Origin of the sequence: Sphingobium sp. DN12, assembly GCF_051058005.1 — a bacterium.
Taxonomy (GTDB): domain Bacteria; phylum Pseudomonadota; class Alphaproteobacteria; order Sphingomonadales; family Sphingomonadaceae; genus Sphingobium; species Sphingobium yanoikuyae.
In genome coordinates, this window is the sequence record NZ_CP173717.1 from 452,808 (window position 1) to 470,829 (window position 18,022).

The following is an 18,022-nucleotide window of genomic DNA, read 5'->3' on the forward strand; positions in this document are numbered from 1 at the left end:
TGTCGGGCGCTTTGCATCCCAGACATGATTTTTAACAATTCCGCTGCGCCGCAGCAAAATCTGCTGCGTATTTTGCAAGCTAGGCCGGTCCGCCCCCTGACCGGCAACGCAATAGCAATAAGAGGATGAAAGCCATGAACGAGCTTATCGGTCGTGTATTCAGTTTCGAGACCAAGGTCTTCCCGAACGAAAGCACGCTCTACAATCAGTTGGCCAGCCATGGTCAGAGCCCCAAGGCGCTGATGATCTCCTGCGCCGACTCGCGCATCGTTCCCGAGCACATCATGCAGGCCCAGCCGGGCGACCTGTTCGTCTGCCGCAATGCCGGCAATATCGTGCCGCCGCATGACAGCCAGCTGGGTGGCGTGACCGCCACGGTCGAATATGCCGTGATGGTGCTGGGCGTGCGCGACATCATCGTGTGCGGTCACAGCGACTGCGGCGCGATGAAGGCGCTGGCCACCGACGCCGACCTGACCGGCATGCCCAATGTTGCCGCCTGGCTGCGCCACAGCCATGCCGCGCAGAAGCTGTGCCGCGAATCCTATCCTGCCGACCTGGATGCCGCCGAAAAGCTGCGCAACATGGCGCTGGAAAATGTCGTCGTGCAGCTGTCGCACCTGCGCACCCATCCGTCGGTCGCGTCGGGCATCGCCCGTGGCGAGATCGCCCTGCACGGCTGGTATGTCGACATCCACGCCGGCCAGGTCCTGGGCCTGGACGGCGAAACCGGCCGTTTCTCGGTGCTGCGCGAAGGGCAGAAGCTGCCTGTGGCGCTGCCGCATGGGCGTCGCCTGGCCGGCGAATCGCTCATCGCACAAGCTGCGGAGTAAATCATGTTGAAGGCCTTTTCCGGCGGTACGTTCAGCCGCGACTTCACGGCGTCGATCGTCGTGTTCCTGGTGGCCATGCCGCTGTGCATGGGCATCGCCATTGCCTCCGGCGTGCCGCCGGAAAAAGGCCTGATCACCGGCATCATCGGCGGCCTGGTCGTCGGCCTGCTGGCGGGTTCGCCGCTGCAGGTCAGCGGTCCGGCGGCCGGTCTTGCGGTCATCGTCTTCGAAATCGTGCGGGAACAGGGGCTGTCGGCCCTTGGTCCCATCCTGATCCTGGCAGGCGCGATCCAGATCGTCGCCGGCCTGCTGAAGGTCGGCGGCTGGTTCCGCGCCATTTCGCCGGCGGTCGTGCATGGCATGCTGGCGGGCATCGGCGTGCTGATCGTCGTCGGCCAGTTCCATGTGCTGTTCGATGACAAGCCGCTGTCGAGCGGCCTGCACAATCTGATCGCGATGCCGGGCCAGATCCTGGGCCTGACCAATCAGGACGCAGCCACCGCCTTCGCGGTCGGCCTGGTCACCATTGGTGCGATGCTGGGCTGGGAGAAGTTCCGTCCTGCATCGATGAAGCTGGTGCCGGGGGCGCTGGTCGGCGTTGTCGCCGCGACGCTGGTGGCTTTCGCGCTCGGCCTGCCGGTCGCCCGTGTTGTCGTGCCGGAATCGATCCTGTCCGCCATCAGTCTGCCCGAACAGGGCCTGCTGGCGCAGCTGATGAGCCCGACCATCATCACCACCGCCATCGCCATCGCCTTCATCGCCAGCGCCGAGACCTTGCTGTCGGCCGCGGCGGTCGACCGCATGCATGATGGCGTGCGCACCAATTACAACCGCGAACTGAGCGCGCAGGGCGTGGGCAACCTGCTGTGCGGCGTGGCTGGCGCGCTGCCGATGACCGGCGTCATCGTCCGTTCGTCCGCCAACGTACAGGCCGGCGCCAAGACCCGCCTGTCGGCGATCCTGCACGGCGCCTGGATCCTGGGCTTCGTCGCGTTGCTGCCCTGGCTGCTGCGCGAAGTGCCGATGGCGGCGCTGGCCGGCATCCTGGTCGTGACCGGCTTCCGCCTGGTCAGCCTGTCGCACGTCAAGCATCTGTTCCACCTCTATGGTCCGCTGCCCGCGATCGTGTGGGCCGCGACGCTGATCTGCGTCGTCGCGACCGACCTGCTGACCGGCGTGCTGGTGGGCATCGGCCTGTCGCTGATCGAACTGATCCCCCATGCCAGCCGCCTGCGCCTGGGCGTCGAGGAAGCCAGCCGCGGCGATGCGCATGAAGTGGCGCTGCACGGCACGGCGAGCTTCCTGAGCCTGCCCAAGCTGTCGGCCAAGCTGGAATCGGTGCCGGCGGGACAGCTGGTCATCCTCAATGTCGAGCGCCTGACCCATATCGACCATACCTGCGCCGAAATGGTGCGCGAATGGGCCGATCGCCGCACCGGCGCGGGCGCCAAGGTGGAGCTGTTCGGCGCGACCGGACGGATGCGCCAGCTCGTCGCCTGACACGAGCCTGCATGACAGAAAAGCCGCTGCATCCCCGGATGTGGCGGCTTTTTCATGTTTAGATGCAATCTGGACATCAAATAGAAACAATATGAATGTTCTTTGGAAAAGAACCGTGATCGCTATATCACAGCGCCTCTCTTCCCTTGTGCAGATGCGAAGATAGAGGTTTGCGCCGGCGGCTGGCAAGAATAGGCCAATAGGCATCCGCCGGTACGGAAGACGATTTAAAACAGATCTTCGGGCCGCGGATGCAGGACGGAACATTCTTTCGTAAAAGGGGAATGTTCATGAAGTATCAAATCGCTTGTGCCGCTCTGGCTCTGATGTCGAGTGCGCCGGCCTTCGCCCAGGAAGAACCCGCAGGCCCGGTCACCGTGACCGGCAGCGTCGGCCTGGTTTCCGATTATCGCTTCCGTGGTGTTTCGCAGTCCGATCGCGGCATGGCGATCCAGGGCGGCCTGACCGCAACCCATGAAAGCGGCGTCTATGTCGGCACCTGGGGTTCCAACCTGTCGGGCTGGGGCACCTTTGGCGGCGCCAACATGGAACTGGACCTGTTCGCAGGCTATGCCATTCCTCTGGGCGACAGCGGCGCGACGCTGGACCTCGGCCTGACCTGGTACATGTACCCGTCGGGCGCCGACAAGACCGACTTCGCCGAACCCTATGTGAAGCTGTCGAGCCAGGTCGGCCCGGTCAAGGGTCTGCTCGGCGTGGCCTATGCCCCCAAGCAGGAAGCGCTGGGCAAGTGGTGCAGCGACGCCGATTGCACCATCTACAAGCCGGGTGACAAGGAAGATAATTTCTACATCTGGGGCGATGTCAGCGGTGCGATCCCGAACACCCCGGTTAGCCTGAAGGCGCATCTGGGCTGGTCGAACGGCAATAGCGGCCTGGGCCCGAACGGCACGTCGGTCGCGCCGACCGGCAAATATCTTGACTGGCTGGTCGGAGCCGACCTGGCCGTGCCGGGCACGCCGCTGACGCTGAGCATCGCCTATGTCGACACCGACATTGCCCGCGTCGAGGAAAATTATCTGCGTCCAAACTTCCAGGTCGCGGACGGCGACAATTTCGGCAAGTCGATCGCACGCAGCACGGTCGTCTTCTCGATCTCGGCCGCTTTCTGATCTTTACGGATCGGGCCCGTTCGCGCGGGCCCGATCTGCTGTATTTCCGGGCCTTATCTTGTGCCGAGCTGTCGCCGGCGTGACAAATTGTTGCTGTGGCCCCCGTCAACTGTTTCGGCAGCAAGCTGCGGTTGACCCTCCACCGGTCGCTGCTTATCTCCCAACATCATGAACAGCCTGATGTTGCTCCGCGCATGACCGCCCCCTCGATCATCCTTGTCGAAGACGATCCGCCGCTCCGCACGCTGACGGCGCGCGCGTTGCAGGAACATGGCTATCAGGTCCGTCCGGCCTCGTCCGGCCCGGAAATGTGGGTGGCCTTCGATGCCGGCCCGGTCGACCTGGTCGTTCTGGACGTCATGCTGCCCGGCACCAACGGCATCGACCTGTGCCGCCAGATCCGTCGCAAGAGCGACGTGCCCATCATCTTCATCAGCGCCAAGGGCAGCGAGACCGACCGTATCGTCGGGCTGGAACTGGGCGCCGACGATTATCTGCCCAAGCCCTTTGGCACGCGCGAACTGATCGCCCGCATCCGCGCCATCCTGCGCCGCGTCGGCGTGGAGCGTGGCCCGGACGAGCAGCGCGAGAATGAAGCGCGCTTCGACGGCTGGATCGTCAACTTCCCGCGCCGTGAACTGCGGTCGCCGACCGGCGCGATCGTCGATCTGACCGGCGCCGAGTTCGACCTGCTGGGCAGCTTCCTCAGCCATCCGCAGCGGGTGATCGCGCGCGAGCGGCTGATCGAATTGTCGCGCACCCGCATGGGTGACAGCAGCGACCGCAGCATCGACGTGCTGGTCAGCCGCCTGCGCCGCAAGCTGTCGACCGAGGACCGGCCCGCGCCGATCACCACGGTGCGCGGTGTCGGCTACATGTTCAACGCGGAAGTCGCGCGCGCTTGAGACGACAGCGGTTCAGCCGGTCGCTCGGGCTGGTCGGCCGTATCTTTGGCATATTGCTGCTGACCGTCCTGCTGGAATTCGTGGTCGGCACGCTCATCTATGAGCGCGCCAGCCATTTGTCGCTGCAGGATGACGAGGCGCGCCGCCTGGCCGAGCATCTGGTGATCGCGCGCAAGCTGGTGGCCAAGGCGCCGGTCAGCCAGCGCGGCGGGGTCAGCGCGCAACTGACCACCGACCGCTATGATATCCACTGGACGCTGGCCGCGCCGCCGCCGCCGCCGCTGTCGCCCGAACTGGCGCGGATGCGGCAGCAGATCGTCGACTGGGAACCCAGCCTGCATGAATCGCGGCTGTGGCTGCGGCTCAATTCGCCCGGCCGCTCCTCGCAGATCAATGGCGGGTTGCAACTGGCGGACGGCAGCTGGCTCTATTTCGGCATGCATCATAGCGGCGGCAAATGGGCCTTCACCTTCGGTCGCTTCGGCCTGGCGCTGATCCCGGTGCTGGCGCTGCTGATTGCGGGTGGCGTGCTGATCCGGCGGACCCTGGCGCCGCTGCGCGACCTGACGCATGCGACCAAGCGGATCGGCCTGGCCCAGCAGGTGGCGGTGGCGGAAGCGGGCACCAATGACGTGCGCAACCTGATCCGCGCCTTCAATGCGATGCAGACCCGCATCCATCGCCTGATCAACGAGCGGACCGAGACGCTGGCGGCGGTCGGTCATGACATGCGCACGCCGCTCGCCCGGCTGCAATTGCGGCTGGAAGCGGTGGACGACCCCGAAATCCGCGAGGCGATGGGCGAGGATCTGGCCGAGATGGGCGAGATGATCGAGTCCGTGCTGGCCTTTCTGGGGGGCGAGAAGAATCCTGAACCGGCGGTGCGGATCGACGTGGCGGTCACGATCGCGACGGTGGTCGACGCCTTCCAGGATCATGGCGACGATGTAATCTATGACGGGCCGGATCATCTGGAGATGGAGGTTCGCCCGCTGTCGCTGCGCCGCGCCGTGCGCAACCTGATCGAGAATGCGCTCCATTATGGGGTGCGTGCGCGGGTCAGCGTGGCGCGGCACGATAATGAGGTGCTGATCCGCGTCGATGATGACGGGCCCGGCATCCCGCGCGACCGGCTGGAGGAGGTGCTCAAACCCTTCCATCGGCTGGATACGGCACGTCAGCGCAACACGCGCGGCATGGGGCTGGGCCTGGCCATCGTCGCCAAGACTGTGGAGCAGGAGGGCGGTCGCCTGACGCTCGCCAATCGGCCCGAGGGTGGGCTGCGCGTCGAAATCTGCCTCTATCTGAACAAGCCGGAAGCCAAGGTCTGATCGGCCTCCCGGCGCGTTCGGCAAAGAGAATCTCGCTACCCCCAAGCAAAACTCGTTTATCCTGGCGCGCAGACGCGGGTTATTCCGGTTGCCCATCGGACAAGAGGCGCAGGGAATGGCGGACGGCGATATGCAGGGTGAAGGCGTGGGCTATTGGGATCTGGACCGGCTGGTCACGGACCTGGCCGCCGCGCGCAGTCGCTGGCGGCAGGAACAGCAGCATCATGCCGAATATGGCGCCGAAGGATTCCCGTCGCGCGCCAATCTGGTAAAGATCACTGGCGCGCTGTGCGGCGCATTGTTCCCACTGCGGCTGGGGCCGAGCTTCGTGCGACTGCATAATGAAGACGCCTATGTCGCCGAGACGCTGCAGACCGTGCTCAGCCGCCTCTATGGCCAGATCCGGCTCGAACTCATCTATGCGATGAAGGACGACCCGATCGCTGCGGTCGACGCGGCGGCGGCGCGGATCATCGGCGAGTTCGCGCACAGCCTGCCGGCGTTGCGCACCCTGCTCGACAGCGATGTCGAGGCGGCCTTCCTGGGCGATCCGGCCGCGCGCAGCGTGGACGAGGTGCTGATCTGCTACCCATCGATGCTGGCGATCATCCATCACCGGCTGGCGCATCGCCTCTATGAACTGGGCGCGCCGCTGGTGGCGCGGATCATTTCCGAGATCGCCCATTCCCACACCGGCATCGACATCCATCCCGGCGCGCGCATCGGCCACGGCTTCTTCATCGACCATGGCACCGGCGTCGTCATCGGCGAGACGGCGATCGTCGGCGATCGGGTGCGGCTCTATCAGGGCGTGACGCTGGGCGCGCGCAGCTTCCCCTCGGACGAGAAGGGCGCGCTCGAAAAGGCGCAGCCGCGCCATCCGATCATCGAGGATGACGTCGTCATCTATGCCGGCGCGACGGTGCTGGGCCGGATCATCATCGGCAGTCGATCGGTCATCGGCGGCAATGTCTGGCTGACCGAGAGCGTGCCGGCGGACAGCAGTGTGCGCCAGGCCAAGGCCCGGCACGAAGTGACCAGCCGGGTGGAAGTGTCAGCTCCGCACCGCGTCCATGCGCTGCTGGAAAGCACGGACGGGATTGGCGAGAATATCTGATCCTCCCCCGGGTGGCGGGGGAGGATCCGTAACGGGTTTTACTGTCCGGCGCAGCTATCGTCCTTGCCGGCGACCAGGTCGAGGCAGCGGCCGTCAATCTGGTCCTTGGGCACGGGCAGCTTGATCAGCGCGGCGAGGCTGGGGAGGATGTCCACCGTCTCGACGCCCAGCGGCTGCTCGAAATGCTGCATGCCCTTGCGCCAGAAGAGGATCGGGACGCGGCGGTCCGTATCCCAGGGCGAGCCATGGGTGGCGACCGATCCCATCACCGCCTGTTCGGGGATCGACATGACGCGCGGCTTGAGCAGCAGCAGCAGATCGCCCGAGCGGCTGGGGTAGAAGCTGGCGCGCGCTTCTTGGATCAGGCTCCAGCTTTCGGGCGGGCCCGAGGGCGAGGGGGTGGCGGCGATGTCCGCCTTGGTGAAGACTGTCTGCACCTGCGGATGGGCGCGCAGATATTTGAGTGCCTCGGTCTCGACCCTAGCGCGCTGCGCGGCGGTCAGGCCCTTGTCATAATAGATGTCGCCCGACGGGCCGTCGCTCCAGATCACCTTCTTGCCGGGCAGGCCGGCCTTCTCGGCGATGGTGGCATTGAGCGCCTTGGGCGTCAGCGCCATGTCGACCCGCTGTTCCACCGGCATGGCATTCATGCGGTGACGCTCGGGCAGGTCATGGCCGCCATGGTCGGCGGTCAGCACCACGACATAGTCGATGCCGTCCTTGTCGAGCTTGTCGAAGAAGGCGCCGAGTTCGGTGTCGAGCCGGTCGACCTGGATGCAGCTTTCGGTGCCTTCGGTGCCGAAGGTGTGGCCGACATAGTCGGTCGCCGACAGGCCGATCGAGATGATGTCGGTCTGCGCCTGCTTGCCCAGCTGCATGCTCTCGATCGCAGCGGCGGCGAAGGCGAGGGTCATCGCATCCTGCTCGGGCGAAATGCGGAAGCCCTTATAGTCGCCCGCGTCACGCGCGAAGCGGCCGGTGCCCACGGTGCGGTTGCCGGCCTGGACCGGGAAATCCTTCGACACGCACTGGGCCGGCAGTTCGAAGCCGGGGTTGGGCTGGGCGAGGCGCTGGGCAAAGGCCTGGTTGACCTGGGTGACGAGCGGGGTGGGGGCGACGCCCTTGTAGCTTACATAGCCCTGCGGCCCGCCGAGCCACCAGACCTGATCGGCGGTCGCGCCGCCCATCATGATCGCGGCGCGATCCTTGCCAGCGACCGACACGACGCGGGTGGCGGGATTGGCCGCCTTCATCCGGCCGCCCAGCGTCGGCACCTTGAGGTGCAGGGGCGAGGCTTCGTACTTGTCGCTGCTGCTGCCCGGCTGGCTCTCATCCTCGGCGCAATAGAGATTCTTGTCCTCACGCTTGGCGTCGAGGTCGAACCAGTTATTGGCGATGATGCCGGTGCGCGACGGGCGGCTGCCGGTCAGGATGGTCGAGTGGCCCGGGCAGGTCTCGGTTGCGGCATGGCTCTGATAGCCGCGCGGGAAGACCGCGCCTTCGCTGGTCAGGCGCTTGAGGCCGCCGGTATAATATTGGCGATATTCGCTGAACAAGTCGGCCGAAAACTGGTCGACCGAGATGGCGACGATCAGCTTGGGCGGCGTCGCGGCAATGCTGCGGGCGGCCGGTGCAGGAGCGGCAGCAGGCGCGGGGCTCTGCGCCACGACGGGCATGGCAGTGGCGAGCAACAGGGCAGCGGCGACGTGTTTCAACATTATGGGTACCTTCTCATGCCTTGACGGCGGATAGGGAGCGACCTAGCCCCCTTGCATCCACGCGACCAGAGGCCCGATGCGGATTTTTCAAGTCATATTCATGACGCTCGCCATGCTGGCAGGGCTGTCGATCGCATCTCCCGTGGTGCAGGCCCAGGCGGCCTTTGGCGGCGGCCCGGCGCATATCGCCGCGCAGTTGATGGCCGAAAGCACGGCGCCCGCGCCCGGCAAGGGCACGACCATCGCCTTCGCCATGAAGCCGGAAAAGGGCTGGCACGGCTATTGGGAAAATCCGGGCGATGCGGGCCTGGGCATGACCGTGACCTGGACCCTGCCCAAGGGCGTGACGATTGGAGCGCTGCGCTATCCGGTGCCCGAGACGCTGCTGATTTCGGGTCTGATGAACCATGTCTATGAAGGCCCCTATGCGGTGCTCGCCAATTTGGGCGTGGCGCCGGACGTGGCGGCGGGCACTCGCCTGCCGATCCGGGTGAAGGCGGAATGGCTGGCCTGCACCGACAAGATTTGCGTGCCGGAAAGCGGCGAACTGGCGCTGGAACTGGTCGCGGGCGACGGCAAGGTCGTGCCGGCGATGCAGGCGCGCTTCGATGGCTGGCGCGGCCATCTGCCCCGGCCGCTGGGCAGCGAGGCTACCTATCAGATCGTCGATGGCAAGCTGCGCCTGTCGGTGCCGTTCCCGGCCGATGCGCAGGCGCGCGACGTTCATCTCTTCCCGTTGAGCGACGGGCTGGCCCGCTTCGCCGCCGCGCAGAAGGTCAGCCGCGATGGCGATCGGCTGCTGGTCGAGACGCAGGCGGGCGAGGGTTCCAAGGGCGGCGCTGCGCAGGCGGTGCTGCGCACCGGCGACCATGTCGGCTTCCTGCTGACCGCCAAGCCCGGGGAGGTTGCGGCGATCGCGCCCAAGGGGCTGGCGGGCACGATATTGCTGGCGCTGGGCGGGGCGATATTGGGCGGGCTGCTGCTCAATGTCATGCCCTGCGTCTTCCCGATCCTGGGATTGAAGGCCCTGAGCCTGGCCAAGGCGGGTGGCGACGAGCGCGCGGCGCGGCGCGAGGCGCTGGCCTATGGTGCGGGCGTGGTCCTCGCTTGTCTGGCTTTGGGTAGCCTGCTGCTGGGGCTGCGCGCGGCGGGCAGCGCGGTCGGCTGGGCGTTCCAGTTGCAGGATCCGCGCATCATCCTGGCGCTGCTGCTGCTGGTCAGCGCGATCGCCTTCAACCTTGCCGGTCTGTTCGATTTGCCGGCCTTTGGCGGCGGTGGCCAACTGGCGGGGAAGGGCGGCATGGTCGGCGCCTTCTGGACCGGCGCGCTGGTTGCCTTTGTCGCGACGCCCTGCACCGGGCCATTCATGGGCGCGGCGATGGGCACGGCGCTGGTGCTGCCCCTGGGCGCGGCGCTGGCGATCTTTGCTGGCCTTGGCCTTGGTCTGGCGCTGCCTTTCCTGCTGCTCGCCTATCTGCCTGCGCTGCGCAATCGCCTGCCGCGTCCCGGGGCGTGGATGGGCCGGTTGCAGCGCATCCTGTCGATCCCGATGTTCCTCACTGCACTGGGCCTTGCCTGGCTGCTGGGGCAGCAACGCGGCGTCGGTGGCATGACCATCGGCCTTGGTGCGGCGCTGGCGTTGGTGCTGCTGCTCTGGTGGCTGGGCATGCGCCAGCGGGTCGGGCGCGGCGGCTGGTTGCAGGTCGGCGTCGGCGCGGCGATCCTGCTGGTCGGTGCCGCGATGCTGTTGCCAGCCCGCGCGCCGGCGGTTGCGGCGGCGCGCGAGGGGGCTGTCGTCGCCTTCGACGCGGAAAAGCTCGACGGGCTGCGCGCCGCGAACAAGCCGGTCTTCCTCTATTTCACCGCCGACTGGTGCCTGACCTGCAAGGCCAATGAGGCCGCCGCGATCGAGCGGGCGGAGGTGCGTGCCGCGTTCGACAAGGCGGGCGTCACCGTCATGATGGGCGACTGGACCAATGCCGATCCGGCGATTACCCGCTTCCTCGAAGCGCAGGGCCGTTCGGGCGTGCCGCTCTACCTTTGGTACGCACCGGGCAAGGAGGCCCAGACATTGCCGCAGCTACTGACCCCGTCGACCCTCACCGGACTGGTGCGCTGATGGCCAAGATTCGTGCCGACCAGTTGCTCGTCGACAATGGCCTCGCCGAAAGCCGCGCGCGGGCGCAGGCGCTGATTCTCGCTGGCCTCGTCTATCTCGGTGACAAGAAGGTCGAGAAGGCGGGGCAGCAGGTGGCGGCTGATGCCGAATTGGACGTGCGCGGGCGCGACCATCCCTGGGTCTCGCGCGGCGGCATCAAGCTTGCCCATGCGATCGACGAATATGGCATCGACGTCTCCGGTTTCGTCGCGATCGACGTCGGCAGCTCGACCGGCGGTTTCACCGACGTGCTGCTGACCAAGGGCGCGGCCAAGGTCTATGCCGTCGACAGCGGCACCAACCAGCTTGCCTGGAAGCTGCGCTCCGACGATCGCGTCATCGTCCATGAACAGACCAGCGCCCGCATCCTGACCGACGCCCACATAACCGAGCCGGTCGACATCATCGTGTGCGACGCCAGCTTCATCAGCCTGGCCAAGGTGCTGGAAAAGCCGATCACCTTCGCCCGGCCCGGCGCGCAGCTGATCGCCCTCATCAAGCCGCAGTTCGAGGCAGGGCGCGAGGAAGTAGGCAAGGGCGGCGTGGTGCGCGACCCCGCCATCCACCAGCGCGTCTGCGACGAGGTCGCTGCCTGGGTCCGTGAGAAGGGCTGGGAAGTGCTTGGAAGCACGACCAGTCCGATCACCGGACCGCAAGGCAATGTCGAATTTCTGATTCACGCGCGGCTTGGCGGATAATCGCGCCAGCTTCGTTACCCGCCCTGCGATACATTTTGACACATTCCATGCGGTTGTGTCCGTCACAAAGGCCCGTTAGCCCCTCGTCATGCGCTCGACCCTGCCTGTCATTCTCGTTGCCCTTTGTCTTGCCGGTTGCGGCGGGGAGAAGGAAAAGAAAGCTCGCCCGCCAGCCTTGGTGGAGGCGGTGGCGATTGCGCCCACCCGCTTCACCGACAATGTCGAGGCGGTCGGCACCGCGCTCGCCAATGAGCAGGTGATATTGTCCGCACCGGTGACCGAGCGGATCGATGTGCTGAACTTCACCGATGGCGGCTTCGTGTCCAAGGGGCAGGTGATCGCCCGCATGGCCGTGGGCCAGGAAAAGGCCGAACTGGCCGCGGCCGAAGCAACCGCGCTGCAGGCCGACCAGCAGTTGAAGCGTATCCAGGCGCTCAAGTCGCGCGGCTTTGCCACCGGCGCCACGGTCGAACAGCAGATTGCGCTCGCCAACAGCGCTCGCGCCAATGCCGACCTCGCTCGCGCCGGCATCGGCGACCGCACCATCCGCGCGCCGTTCAGCGGCTGGGTATCGTTGCGCACGGTCTCGCCCGGCGCGGTCATCACCGCCGGCACCGCGATCGCCACGGTCAGCGACATTTCGCGGATCAAGCTGGACTTCACCGTGCCCGAGACGCGGCTGTCGATGATCCGCGAGGGCATGCCGATCAAGGCACTGTCCGCCGCCTGGCCCGACCGGCCTTTCAACGGCACGATCGCGACGATCGACCCGGTGATTGATCCCGCCACCCGCGCCGTGCGCGTCCGCGCGATCATGCCCAATCCCGACAAGGCGTTGAAGCCCGGCATGCTGCTGACCGTCAGCGTCTTCTCGCGCGAGCGCCAGTCGCTGGGCGTGCCCGAACTGGCGGTGATCGGCGATGGTGACGAGCGTTTCGTCTTCGTGCTGGACGGTCGCACCGCCAAGCGGACCAAGGTCGAAACCGGCATCCGCCAGAACGGCCTGGTCGAGATTTTGGGCGGCGTGAAGGCCGGCCAGCAGATCGTAACCGAGGGCGTGGTAAAGCTGACCGACGGCGCGCCGGTGCGCCTGGCCGGCGACAAGAAGGGTGATGACGACAAGGGCGGCAAGTCCGCCAAGGCCGCCGGCTAAGCCGATGCAGCTCTCCGATCTCTCGGTCCGCCGGCCGGTCTTTTCGGCGGTGGTCGCGGTGCTGATGTGCATCGTCGGCCTGGTCGGCTATTTCAGCCTGTCGGTCCGCGAATATCCCGATACCGATCCGCCGATCGTCTCGGTCGAGACGACCTATACCGGCGCGGCCGCGTCGGTGGTGGAAACCCGCATCACCCAGCAGATCGAGGATGCGGTCGCGGGCGTGCAGGGCATCCAGACCATCACCTCGACCTCGCAGGACGGCACGTCCAACATCAATATCGAGTTCGATCCCTCGCGTGATATCGACAGCGCCGCCAATGACGTGCGCGACCGTGTCGGGTCGGTGACGCAGGATCTGCCCGAGGATGCGCTGGCGCCCGAGATCCGCAAGGTCGATTCCGACGCGCGATCGATCCTGTTCCTTGCCTTCTCGCGCCCCGGCTGGTCGCCGATCCAGATCAGCGACTATCTTGACCGCAACATTGCCGACCGCTTCGCCGCGATCGATGGCGTCGCCCGCGTCACCATCGGTGGCGAGGCGCGGCCGTCGACCCGTATCTGGTTCAACGCGGAAAAGTTGGCCGCATTCGGCCTGACCCCGGCCGATGTCGAAGCGGCGCTGCGCACCCAGAATGTCGAACTGCCGGCCGGCCGCTTTGAATCGAAGGACCAGAACCAGACGCTGCGCGTCGAGCGGCCCTTCGCCACGCCGGACCAGTTCGCGCAGCTGGTCGTGGGCCGGGGCGAGGATGGCTATCAGGTGAAGCTGGGCGATGTCGCCCGGATCGAGGAAGGGGCCGAAAACCCCTATAGCAGCTTCCGTTCCAACCAGGGCACGGCGATCGGCATCGGCATTATCCGCCAGTCGGGCGCCAACACGCTGGAAGTGGCGCAGAAGGCCAAGGCGTTGATCAAGGAGCTGGAGCCGACCCTGCCCAAGGGCATGAAGGTGGCGATCGGCACCGACGAATCCCTGTTCATCGAACGCGCGATCGACAATGTCTACGACACGCTGATCGAGGCGGCTCTGCTCGTCATCCTCGTCATCTTCCTGTTCCTGGGATCGGTGCGCGCGACGATCGTGCCAGCCGTGACGGTGCCGATCTGTCTGCTCGCCACCTGCGCGGTGATGTGGCTGCTCGGGCTGTCGATCAACCTGCTGACGCTGCTCGCCTTCGTGCTCGCCATCGGTCTGGTTGTCGATGACGCGATCGTGGTGCTGGAAAATGTCTATCACCGCGTCGAACAGGGCGAAGATCCGCTGGTCGCCGCCTATCTCGGCACGCGGCAGGTGGGCTTTGCCATCATCTCGACCACATTGGTCGTTTGCGCCGTGTTCGTGCCGGTCATGTTCCTGGCCGGCCAGACCGGCCTCTTGTTCCGCGAACTTGCCATCGCGATGATCGCGGCGATCGGCTTCTCCGGCTTCATCTCCTTGAGCCTCGCGCCGATGCTCTGCTCCAAGCTGCTGAAGAATGCGGAGCGCGGCCGGCTGGCGCGCTGGGTCGATGATCGCTTCCAGCGGATCGAGCATGGCTATGGTCGCTGGCTCGACTGGACCTTGAAGAAGCCGCTGATGCCGCTGCTGGGCGTCGCGATCTTCCTGGGCGTCGCCTTCTTCCTCTTCACCCGCCTGCCGGCCGAACTGGCCCCGGCCGAGGATACCGGCGTGGTCGAGGCCAATGTCAACGCGCCCGAAGGCACCGGCTTCGACCGGATGATGGCCTATATGCAGAAGATCGAGAATGATCTCGCCTTCCTGCGCAAGGACGGCACGCTGCAAAATCTGGTGATCCGCACGCCCGGCGGCTTCGGCACCACCGACGATTACAATAACGGCAATGTCATCGCCTTCCTGCGGCCGTGGGAAGACCGCACCATCACCACGGCGGAAGTCGCGACCATCATCAACAAGGTGATTGCCGACCAGCCCGGCGTGCGCGGCAATGCGGCGCCGCGATCGGGCCTTGGCCGTGGCCGCGGCCTGCCGGTCAATATCGTGCTGGCCGGCTCGACCTATGAGGGGCTGGTGGCGGCGCGCGACCGCATCATGCTGGCGGCGGCGAGCTATCCGGGCCTCATCAACCTCGACAGCGATTATAAGGAAACCAAGCCGCAGATGCGGATCGAGACCGATCTGCAACGCGCCGGCGACCTGGGCGTGTCGGTGAACGATGTCAGCCAGGCGCTGCAAAGCCTGCTCGGTTCGCGCCGCGTCACCACCTATGTCGACCGCGGCGAGGAATATCGCGTGCTGGTGCAGGCGGAGCGCGACGGGCGCGAGACGCTCGCCGATCTGGAACGTATCCAGGTGCGCAGCCGCAGCGGCGTGCTGGTGCCGCTGTCGGCGGTCGTGACCGTGCGCGAAGTGGCGGGGCCGCGTCAGCTCAACCGTTACAACAAGCTGCGCGCCATCACTCTGACCGCCGCGCTGGCGCCGGGGACGTCGCTGGGGCAGGGGCTCGCCTTCCTGGAGGATCAGGCGCGCCAGTCGCCCGAGGTGCTGGCGATCGGCTATCGTGGCGAAAGTCAGTCGCTGCGTGAGACCGGTGGGTCGATCTGGATCGTCTTCGGCCTCACCATCCTGATCGTCTATCTGCTGCTCGCGGCCCAGTTCGAAAGCTTCATCCACCCCGGCGTCATCATCGCGACGGTGCCATTGGCGGTGGCGGGCGGCGCGTTGGGCCTGGCGATCACCGGCGGGTCGATCAACCTCTATAGCCAAATCGGCATCGTCATGCTGGTGGGCCTGGCGGCCAAGAACGGCATCCTGATCGTCGAGTTCGCCAACCAGTTGCGCGACGAGGGGATGGAGATTGCCGAGGCGATCCGCGAGGCGGCCAAGCGGCGTCTGCGGCCGATCCTGATGACGTCGATCGCGACCGTCATCGGCGCCGTGCCGCTGGTGCTGCGCGGCGGGGCCGGTGCGGCAGCGCGCCATTCGATCGGCGTGGTGATCGTGTTCGGCGTCAGCCTGGCGACGCTGATCACCCTGTTCCTCATTCCCATTTTCTATTCGCGCGTTGCCAAGCGCACGGTTTCTCCGCAAACCGTTGGTCGCAAACTGGATTCGGCGCTCAAGGATTCGCCCGAACCCGCCGAATAGCTTGGAGCTGCGTTGCCGATGAACGAGATCGCGTCCCAGGGTCAGTTGCGTCTTGCCTATCTGCGCTGGGCGTTGGTGACGGTGCCCGCGATCGTCTTTCTCGGCTTCCTGTCGGGCAAGTTCGCCAATAGCGGTTTTGGCAATCGCTGGTTCGCCTCGCTCAACCTGCCGGCGCTGATGCCGCCGGGCTGGGCCTTCGGCGTCGCCTGGACGATCCTCTATATACTGATGGCGCTGGCCTTCGCGATCGTGCTGCATGCGCGCGGGGCCAGAGGGCGGGGGGCGGCGGTCGCGCTGTTCCTGGTGCAGCTGGCGTTCAACCTTGCCTGGTCGCCGCTCTTCTTTCGCGCGCATCAGGTGGGGGCGGCGCTGGGCCTGATCCTGGTGCTGGCGCTGCTGGTGGCGCTCACCACCGCCCTGTTCTGGCGGATCCGTCCCTTTGCCGGTGCGTTGATGTTGCCCTATCTGGTCTGGCTGGTCTTTGCCTCCTACCTCAACTATGAGGTCGGCCGCCTGAACCCGGATGCGCACAGGCTTGTCGCGCCGGCACTCCAGACCCAGATATGATTTCGGCGCATCCACGCGCCTGATACGAGGATAGACGATCATGCAGAGCGAGAACCGCTTTTTCGACGACCTGGCCAAGCTGGTGAACGGCGCTGCCGGCACGGTCGCGGGCATGACCCGCGAGTTCGAATCCAATGCGCGCGAACGCGCCAAGGAATGGATCGGCGGCGTCGACTTCGTCAGCCGCGAGGAATTTGACGCGGTCAAGGCGATGGCCGCCGCCGCGCGCGAGGAAGTCGAACTGCTCAAGGCCCGCCTCGACGCGCTGGAAGGCAAGGCGCCCGAGCCGGTCACCAAGACCGTGCGCGCCGCCAAGACGAAAGCTGTGGATAAGGATGCGGGCGCCGAGTAAGCGCCCTGTCCTTTCGCCGCTTGCGGTGATAAAGGCGCGCCGATGATGGATAGCGACGAATTTGAGAATGGCGGCCATGAGGCTGCGCCGATCGACATGCTGGCGGCCTTTTACGAGGCGCATGGCTGGAGCTATGAGCAGGTCGGCGAGGACGAGATCGTCGCGAGCACTCAGGGGTCGTGGGCGCAATATGAGCTGCGCGGCATCTGGCGCGACGAGGATCAGGTGCTGCAACTGCTGGCGCTGCCCGACATCCGCGTCAATGACGACAAGCGCGCCGTCATCTACGAGACGCTGGGCCTGATCAACGAACAGCTCTGGCTCGGCCATTTCGAGCTATGGTCGTCGAGCGGCATCATCCTGTTCCGCCATGGCGCCTTGCTGGGGCAGGGTGGCACGCTGACGCTGGACCAGGCGCAGGTGCTGATCGAGACCGCGATTGACGAGTGCGAGCGTTTCTATCCGGTGTTCCAGTTCGTCCTGTGGGGCGGCAAGAGCCCGAGCGAGGCGATCAGCGCGAGCCTGATCGAAACCCGCGGCGAAGCCTGACATTTCTGCCTGAAAGCCTGACCATGACCATTGCCTGCTGGCCCGAACATCTTTTCCTTGTCGGCTGCGGCAACATGGCCGGGCAGATGCTGACCCGCTGGCTGGCGTGCGGGCTCGATCCCGCCCGCGTCACCGTGCTGCGGCCGAGCGGCAAGCCGGTGGCGCAGGGCGTGACCGTCGTCACCGCCTATCCCGACGCGCTGCCGGCCGGCACCACCGTGCTGCTGGGCATGAAGCCTTATCAGATTGCCGATGTCGCCGCTGGTCTTGCGCCGCTGCTGACGGCGGAGACGCGGCTGGTGTCGATCCTGGCCGGTACGCCGATCGCCGATCTGCGCCGGCATTTCCCGGCGCCGCGCGATGTTGTCTGCGCCATGCCCAATCTGCCGGTCGGGCTGGGCGAGGGCGTGGTCGCGCTCTACACCGATGCGGCGACGGATGCGTTAGCCAAGGCCGACATTGCTGCGTTGATCGCGCCGCTGGGCCTGGCCGAATGGATGGGGGACGAAGCCCTGTTCAATCAGGTGACGGCCCTGTCGGGCTGTGGCCCGGCCTTCCTGTTCCGCTTCATCGATGCGCTGTCGCGCGCCGGCGAGGCGCTGGGCATTCCCGCCGATCAGGCCGCGCGCATGGCGCTGGCCACGGTGCAGGGATCGGCGAACATGGCGGCGCGCGCCAGCGTCAGCCCGGCGACCCTGGCGGATCAGGTCGCCAGCCCCGGTGGCATGACGCGCCAGGGCCTCAATGTGCTGGACGCCGACAATCGCCTGCTCGACCTTCTGACCGACACGCTGGTCGCCGCGCGTGACCGTGGCGCGGCGATGGCGCGGGGCGAATAGGGACGGTTCCGGTCGGCGCCATTATCCGTTAAGGGGGCGCGATCGATATACGGAGTCCGT

Annotated in this window: 15 protein-coding genes; 14 read left to right on the forward strand and 1 reads right to left on the reverse strand. The window is 66.1% G+C overall.

Annotated features, from left to right (window positions below; genetic code table 11):
* Positions 1–134 precede the first annotated feature (134 nt).
* The 6 genes from ACI6S0_RS02225 to epsC all read left to right on the forward strand — a co-directional run bounded on the left by ACI6S0_RS02225 (position 135) and on the right by epsC (position 6,819).
* Positions 135–833, forward strand: a complete 699-nt coding sequence (locus tag ACI6S0_RS02225) for a carbonic anhydrase (protein ID WP_004211075.1) — start codon at positions 135–137, stop codon at positions 831–833.
* A 3-nt stretch (positions 834–836) separates the two neighbouring features.
* Positions 837–2,333, forward strand: a complete 1,497-nt coding sequence (locus tag ACI6S0_RS02230) for a SulP family inorganic anion transporter (protein ID WP_004211076.1) — start codon at positions 837–839, stop codon at positions 2,331–2,333.
* A 284-nt stretch (positions 2,334–2,617) separates the two neighbouring features.
* Entirely contained in the window at positions 2,618–3,466 is an 849-nt protein-coding gene (locus tag ACI6S0_RS02235; RefSeq protein WP_010337000.1) for a TorF family putative porin, read from the forward strand.
* Between the two features lie 194 nt (positions 3,467–3,660).
* Positions 3,661–4,371, forward strand: a complete 711-nt coding sequence (locus ACI6S0_RS02240; protein ID WP_004211079.1) for a response regulator — start codon at positions 3,661–3,663, stop codon at positions 4,369–4,371.
* Entirely contained in the window at positions 4,368–5,702 is a 1,335-nt protein-coding gene (locus ACI6S0_RS02245; RefSeq protein WP_099233827.1) for an ATP-binding protein, read from the forward strand. The genes ACI6S0_RS02240 and ACI6S0_RS02245 overlap by 4 nt, the downstream gene beginning before the upstream one ends.
* A gap of 115 nt (positions 5,703–5,817) precedes the next feature.
* Entirely contained in the window at positions 5,818–6,819 is a 1,002-nt protein-coding gene (epsC, locus tag ACI6S0_RS02250; protein ID WP_434404798.1) for a serine O-acetyltransferase EpsC, read from the forward strand.
* A 38-nt stretch (positions 6,820–6,857) separates the two neighbouring features.
* Here the strand turns inward: epsC and ACI6S0_RS02255 are convergent, their stop codons facing one another.
* Positions 6,858–8,537: an alkaline phosphatase family protein gene (locus ACI6S0_RS02255; protein WP_434404799.1), complete on the reverse strand. Its 1,680-nt coding sequence runs from the start codon at positions 8,535–8,537 to the stop codon at positions 6,858–6,860.
* 76 nt (positions 8,538–8,613) lie between these two features.
* Here ACI6S0_RS02255 and ACI6S0_RS02260 point away from each other — a divergent pair, with 76 nt between their 5' ends.
* From ACI6S0_RS02260 to ACI6S0_RS02295, 8 genes are all read left to right on the forward strand, one after another.
* Positions 8,614–10,656, forward strand: coding sequence for a protein-disulfide reductase DsbD family protein (locus ACI6S0_RS02260; protein ID WP_434404800.1), 2,043 nt, complete (start codon positions 8,614–8,616; stop codon positions 10,654–10,656).
* Complete coding sequence (locus tag ACI6S0_RS02265) at positions 10,656–11,393, forward strand: TlyA family RNA methyltransferase (protein ID WP_434404801.1); 738 nt, start codon at positions 10,656–10,658, stop codon at positions 11,391–11,393. The genes ACI6S0_RS02260 and ACI6S0_RS02265 overlap by 1 nt, the downstream gene beginning before the upstream one ends.
* Positions 11,394–11,481: 88 nt before the next feature.
* Positions 11,482–12,546: an efflux RND transporter periplasmic adaptor subunit gene (locus ACI6S0_RS02270; protein ID WP_202600392.1), complete on the forward strand. Its 1,065-nt coding sequence runs from the start codon at positions 11,482–11,484 to the stop codon at positions 12,544–12,546.
* A 4-nt stretch (positions 12,547–12,550) separates the two neighbouring features.
* Positions 12,551–15,655 (forward strand): efflux RND transporter permease subunit, encoded by a 3,105-nt coding sequence (locus tag ACI6S0_RS02275; RefSeq protein WP_434404803.1) that lies wholly within the window; start codon positions 12,551–12,553, stop codon positions 15,653–15,655.
* A gap of 18 nt (positions 15,656–15,673) precedes the next feature.
* Positions 15,674–16,222 carry a TspO/MBR family protein gene (locus ACI6S0_RS02280; protein WP_434404804.1) on the forward strand — a complete coding sequence of 183 codons (549 nt, stop codon included), beginning with the start codon at positions 15,674–15,676 and terminating at the stop codon, positions 16,220–16,222.
* A 40-nt stretch (positions 16,223–16,262) separates the two neighbouring features.
* Entirely contained in the window at positions 16,263–16,574 is a 312-nt protein-coding gene (locus ACI6S0_RS02285) for an accessory factor UbiK family protein (RefSeq protein WP_004211090.1), read from the forward strand.
* A gap of 42 nt (positions 16,575–16,616) precedes the next feature.
* On the forward strand, positions 16,617–17,123 hold the full coding sequence (locus tag ACI6S0_RS02290) for a YbjN domain-containing protein (protein WP_004211091.1): 507 nt from the start codon (positions 16,617–16,619) through the stop codon (positions 17,121–17,123).
* 23 nt (positions 17,124–17,146) lie between these two features.
* Entirely contained in the window at positions 17,147–17,962 is an 816-nt protein-coding gene (locus tag ACI6S0_RS02295; RefSeq protein ID WP_434404805.1) for a pyrroline-5-carboxylate reductase family protein, read from the forward strand.
* The last annotated feature ends 60 nt before the right edge of the window (positions 17,963–18,022 follow it).

Bases quoted from the DNA above. Each gene is read 5' to 3' on its own strand.
- ACI6S0_RS02225 (WP_004211075.1), top strand. From the start codon at position 135: ATGAACGAGCTTATCGGTCGTGTATTCAGTTTCGAGACCAAGGTCTTC.
- ACI6S0_RS02230 (WP_004211076.1), top strand. From the start codon at position 837: ATGTTGAAGGCCTTTTCCGGCGGTACGTTCAGCCGCGACTTCACGGCG.
- ACI6S0_RS02235 (WP_010337000.1), top strand. From the start codon at position 2,618: ATGTTCATGAAGTATCAAATCGCTTGTGCCGCTCTGGCTCTGATGTCG.
- ACI6S0_RS02240 (WP_004211079.1), top strand. From the start codon at position 3,661: ATGACCGCCCCCTCGATCATCCTTGTCGAAGACGATCCGCCGCTCCGC.
- epsC (WP_434404798.1), top strand. From the start codon at position 5,818: ATGGCGGACGGCGATATGCAGGGTGAAGGCGTGGGCTATTGGGATCTG.
- ACI6S0_RS02255 (WP_434404799.1), bottom strand. From the start codon at position 8,537: ATGTTGAAACACGTCGCCGCTGCCCTGTTGCTCGCCACTGCCATGCCC.
- ACI6S0_RS02260 (WP_434404800.1), top strand. From the start codon at position 8,614: ATGCGGATTTTTCAAGTCATATTCATGACGCTCGCCATGCTGGCAGGG.
- ACI6S0_RS02265 (WP_434404801.1), top strand. From the start codon at position 10,656: ATGGCCAAGATTCGTGCCGACCAGTTGCTCGTCGACAATGGCCTCGCC.
- ACI6S0_RS02270 (WP_202600392.1), top strand. From the start codon at position 11,482: ATGCGCTCGACCCTGCCTGTCATTCTCGTTGCCCTTTGTCTTGCCGGT.
- ACI6S0_RS02275 (WP_434404803.1), top strand. From the start codon at position 12,551: ATGCAGCTCTCCGATCTCTCGGTCCGCCGGCCGGTCTTTTCGGCGGTG.
- ACI6S0_RS02280 (WP_434404804.1), top strand. From the start codon at position 15,674: ATGAACGAGATCGCGTCCCAGGGTCAGTTGCGTCTTGCCTATCTGCGC.
- ACI6S0_RS02285 (WP_004211090.1), top strand. From the start codon at position 16,263: ATGCAGAGCGAGAACCGCTTTTTCGACGACCTGGCCAAGCTGGTGAAC.
- ACI6S0_RS02290 (WP_004211091.1), top strand. From the start codon at position 16,617: ATGATGGATAGCGACGAATTTGAGAATGGCGGCCATGAGGCTGCGCCG.
- ACI6S0_RS02295 (WP_434404805.1), top strand. From the start codon at position 17,147: ATGACCATTGCCTGCTGGCCCGAACATCTTTTCCTTGTCGGCTGCGGC.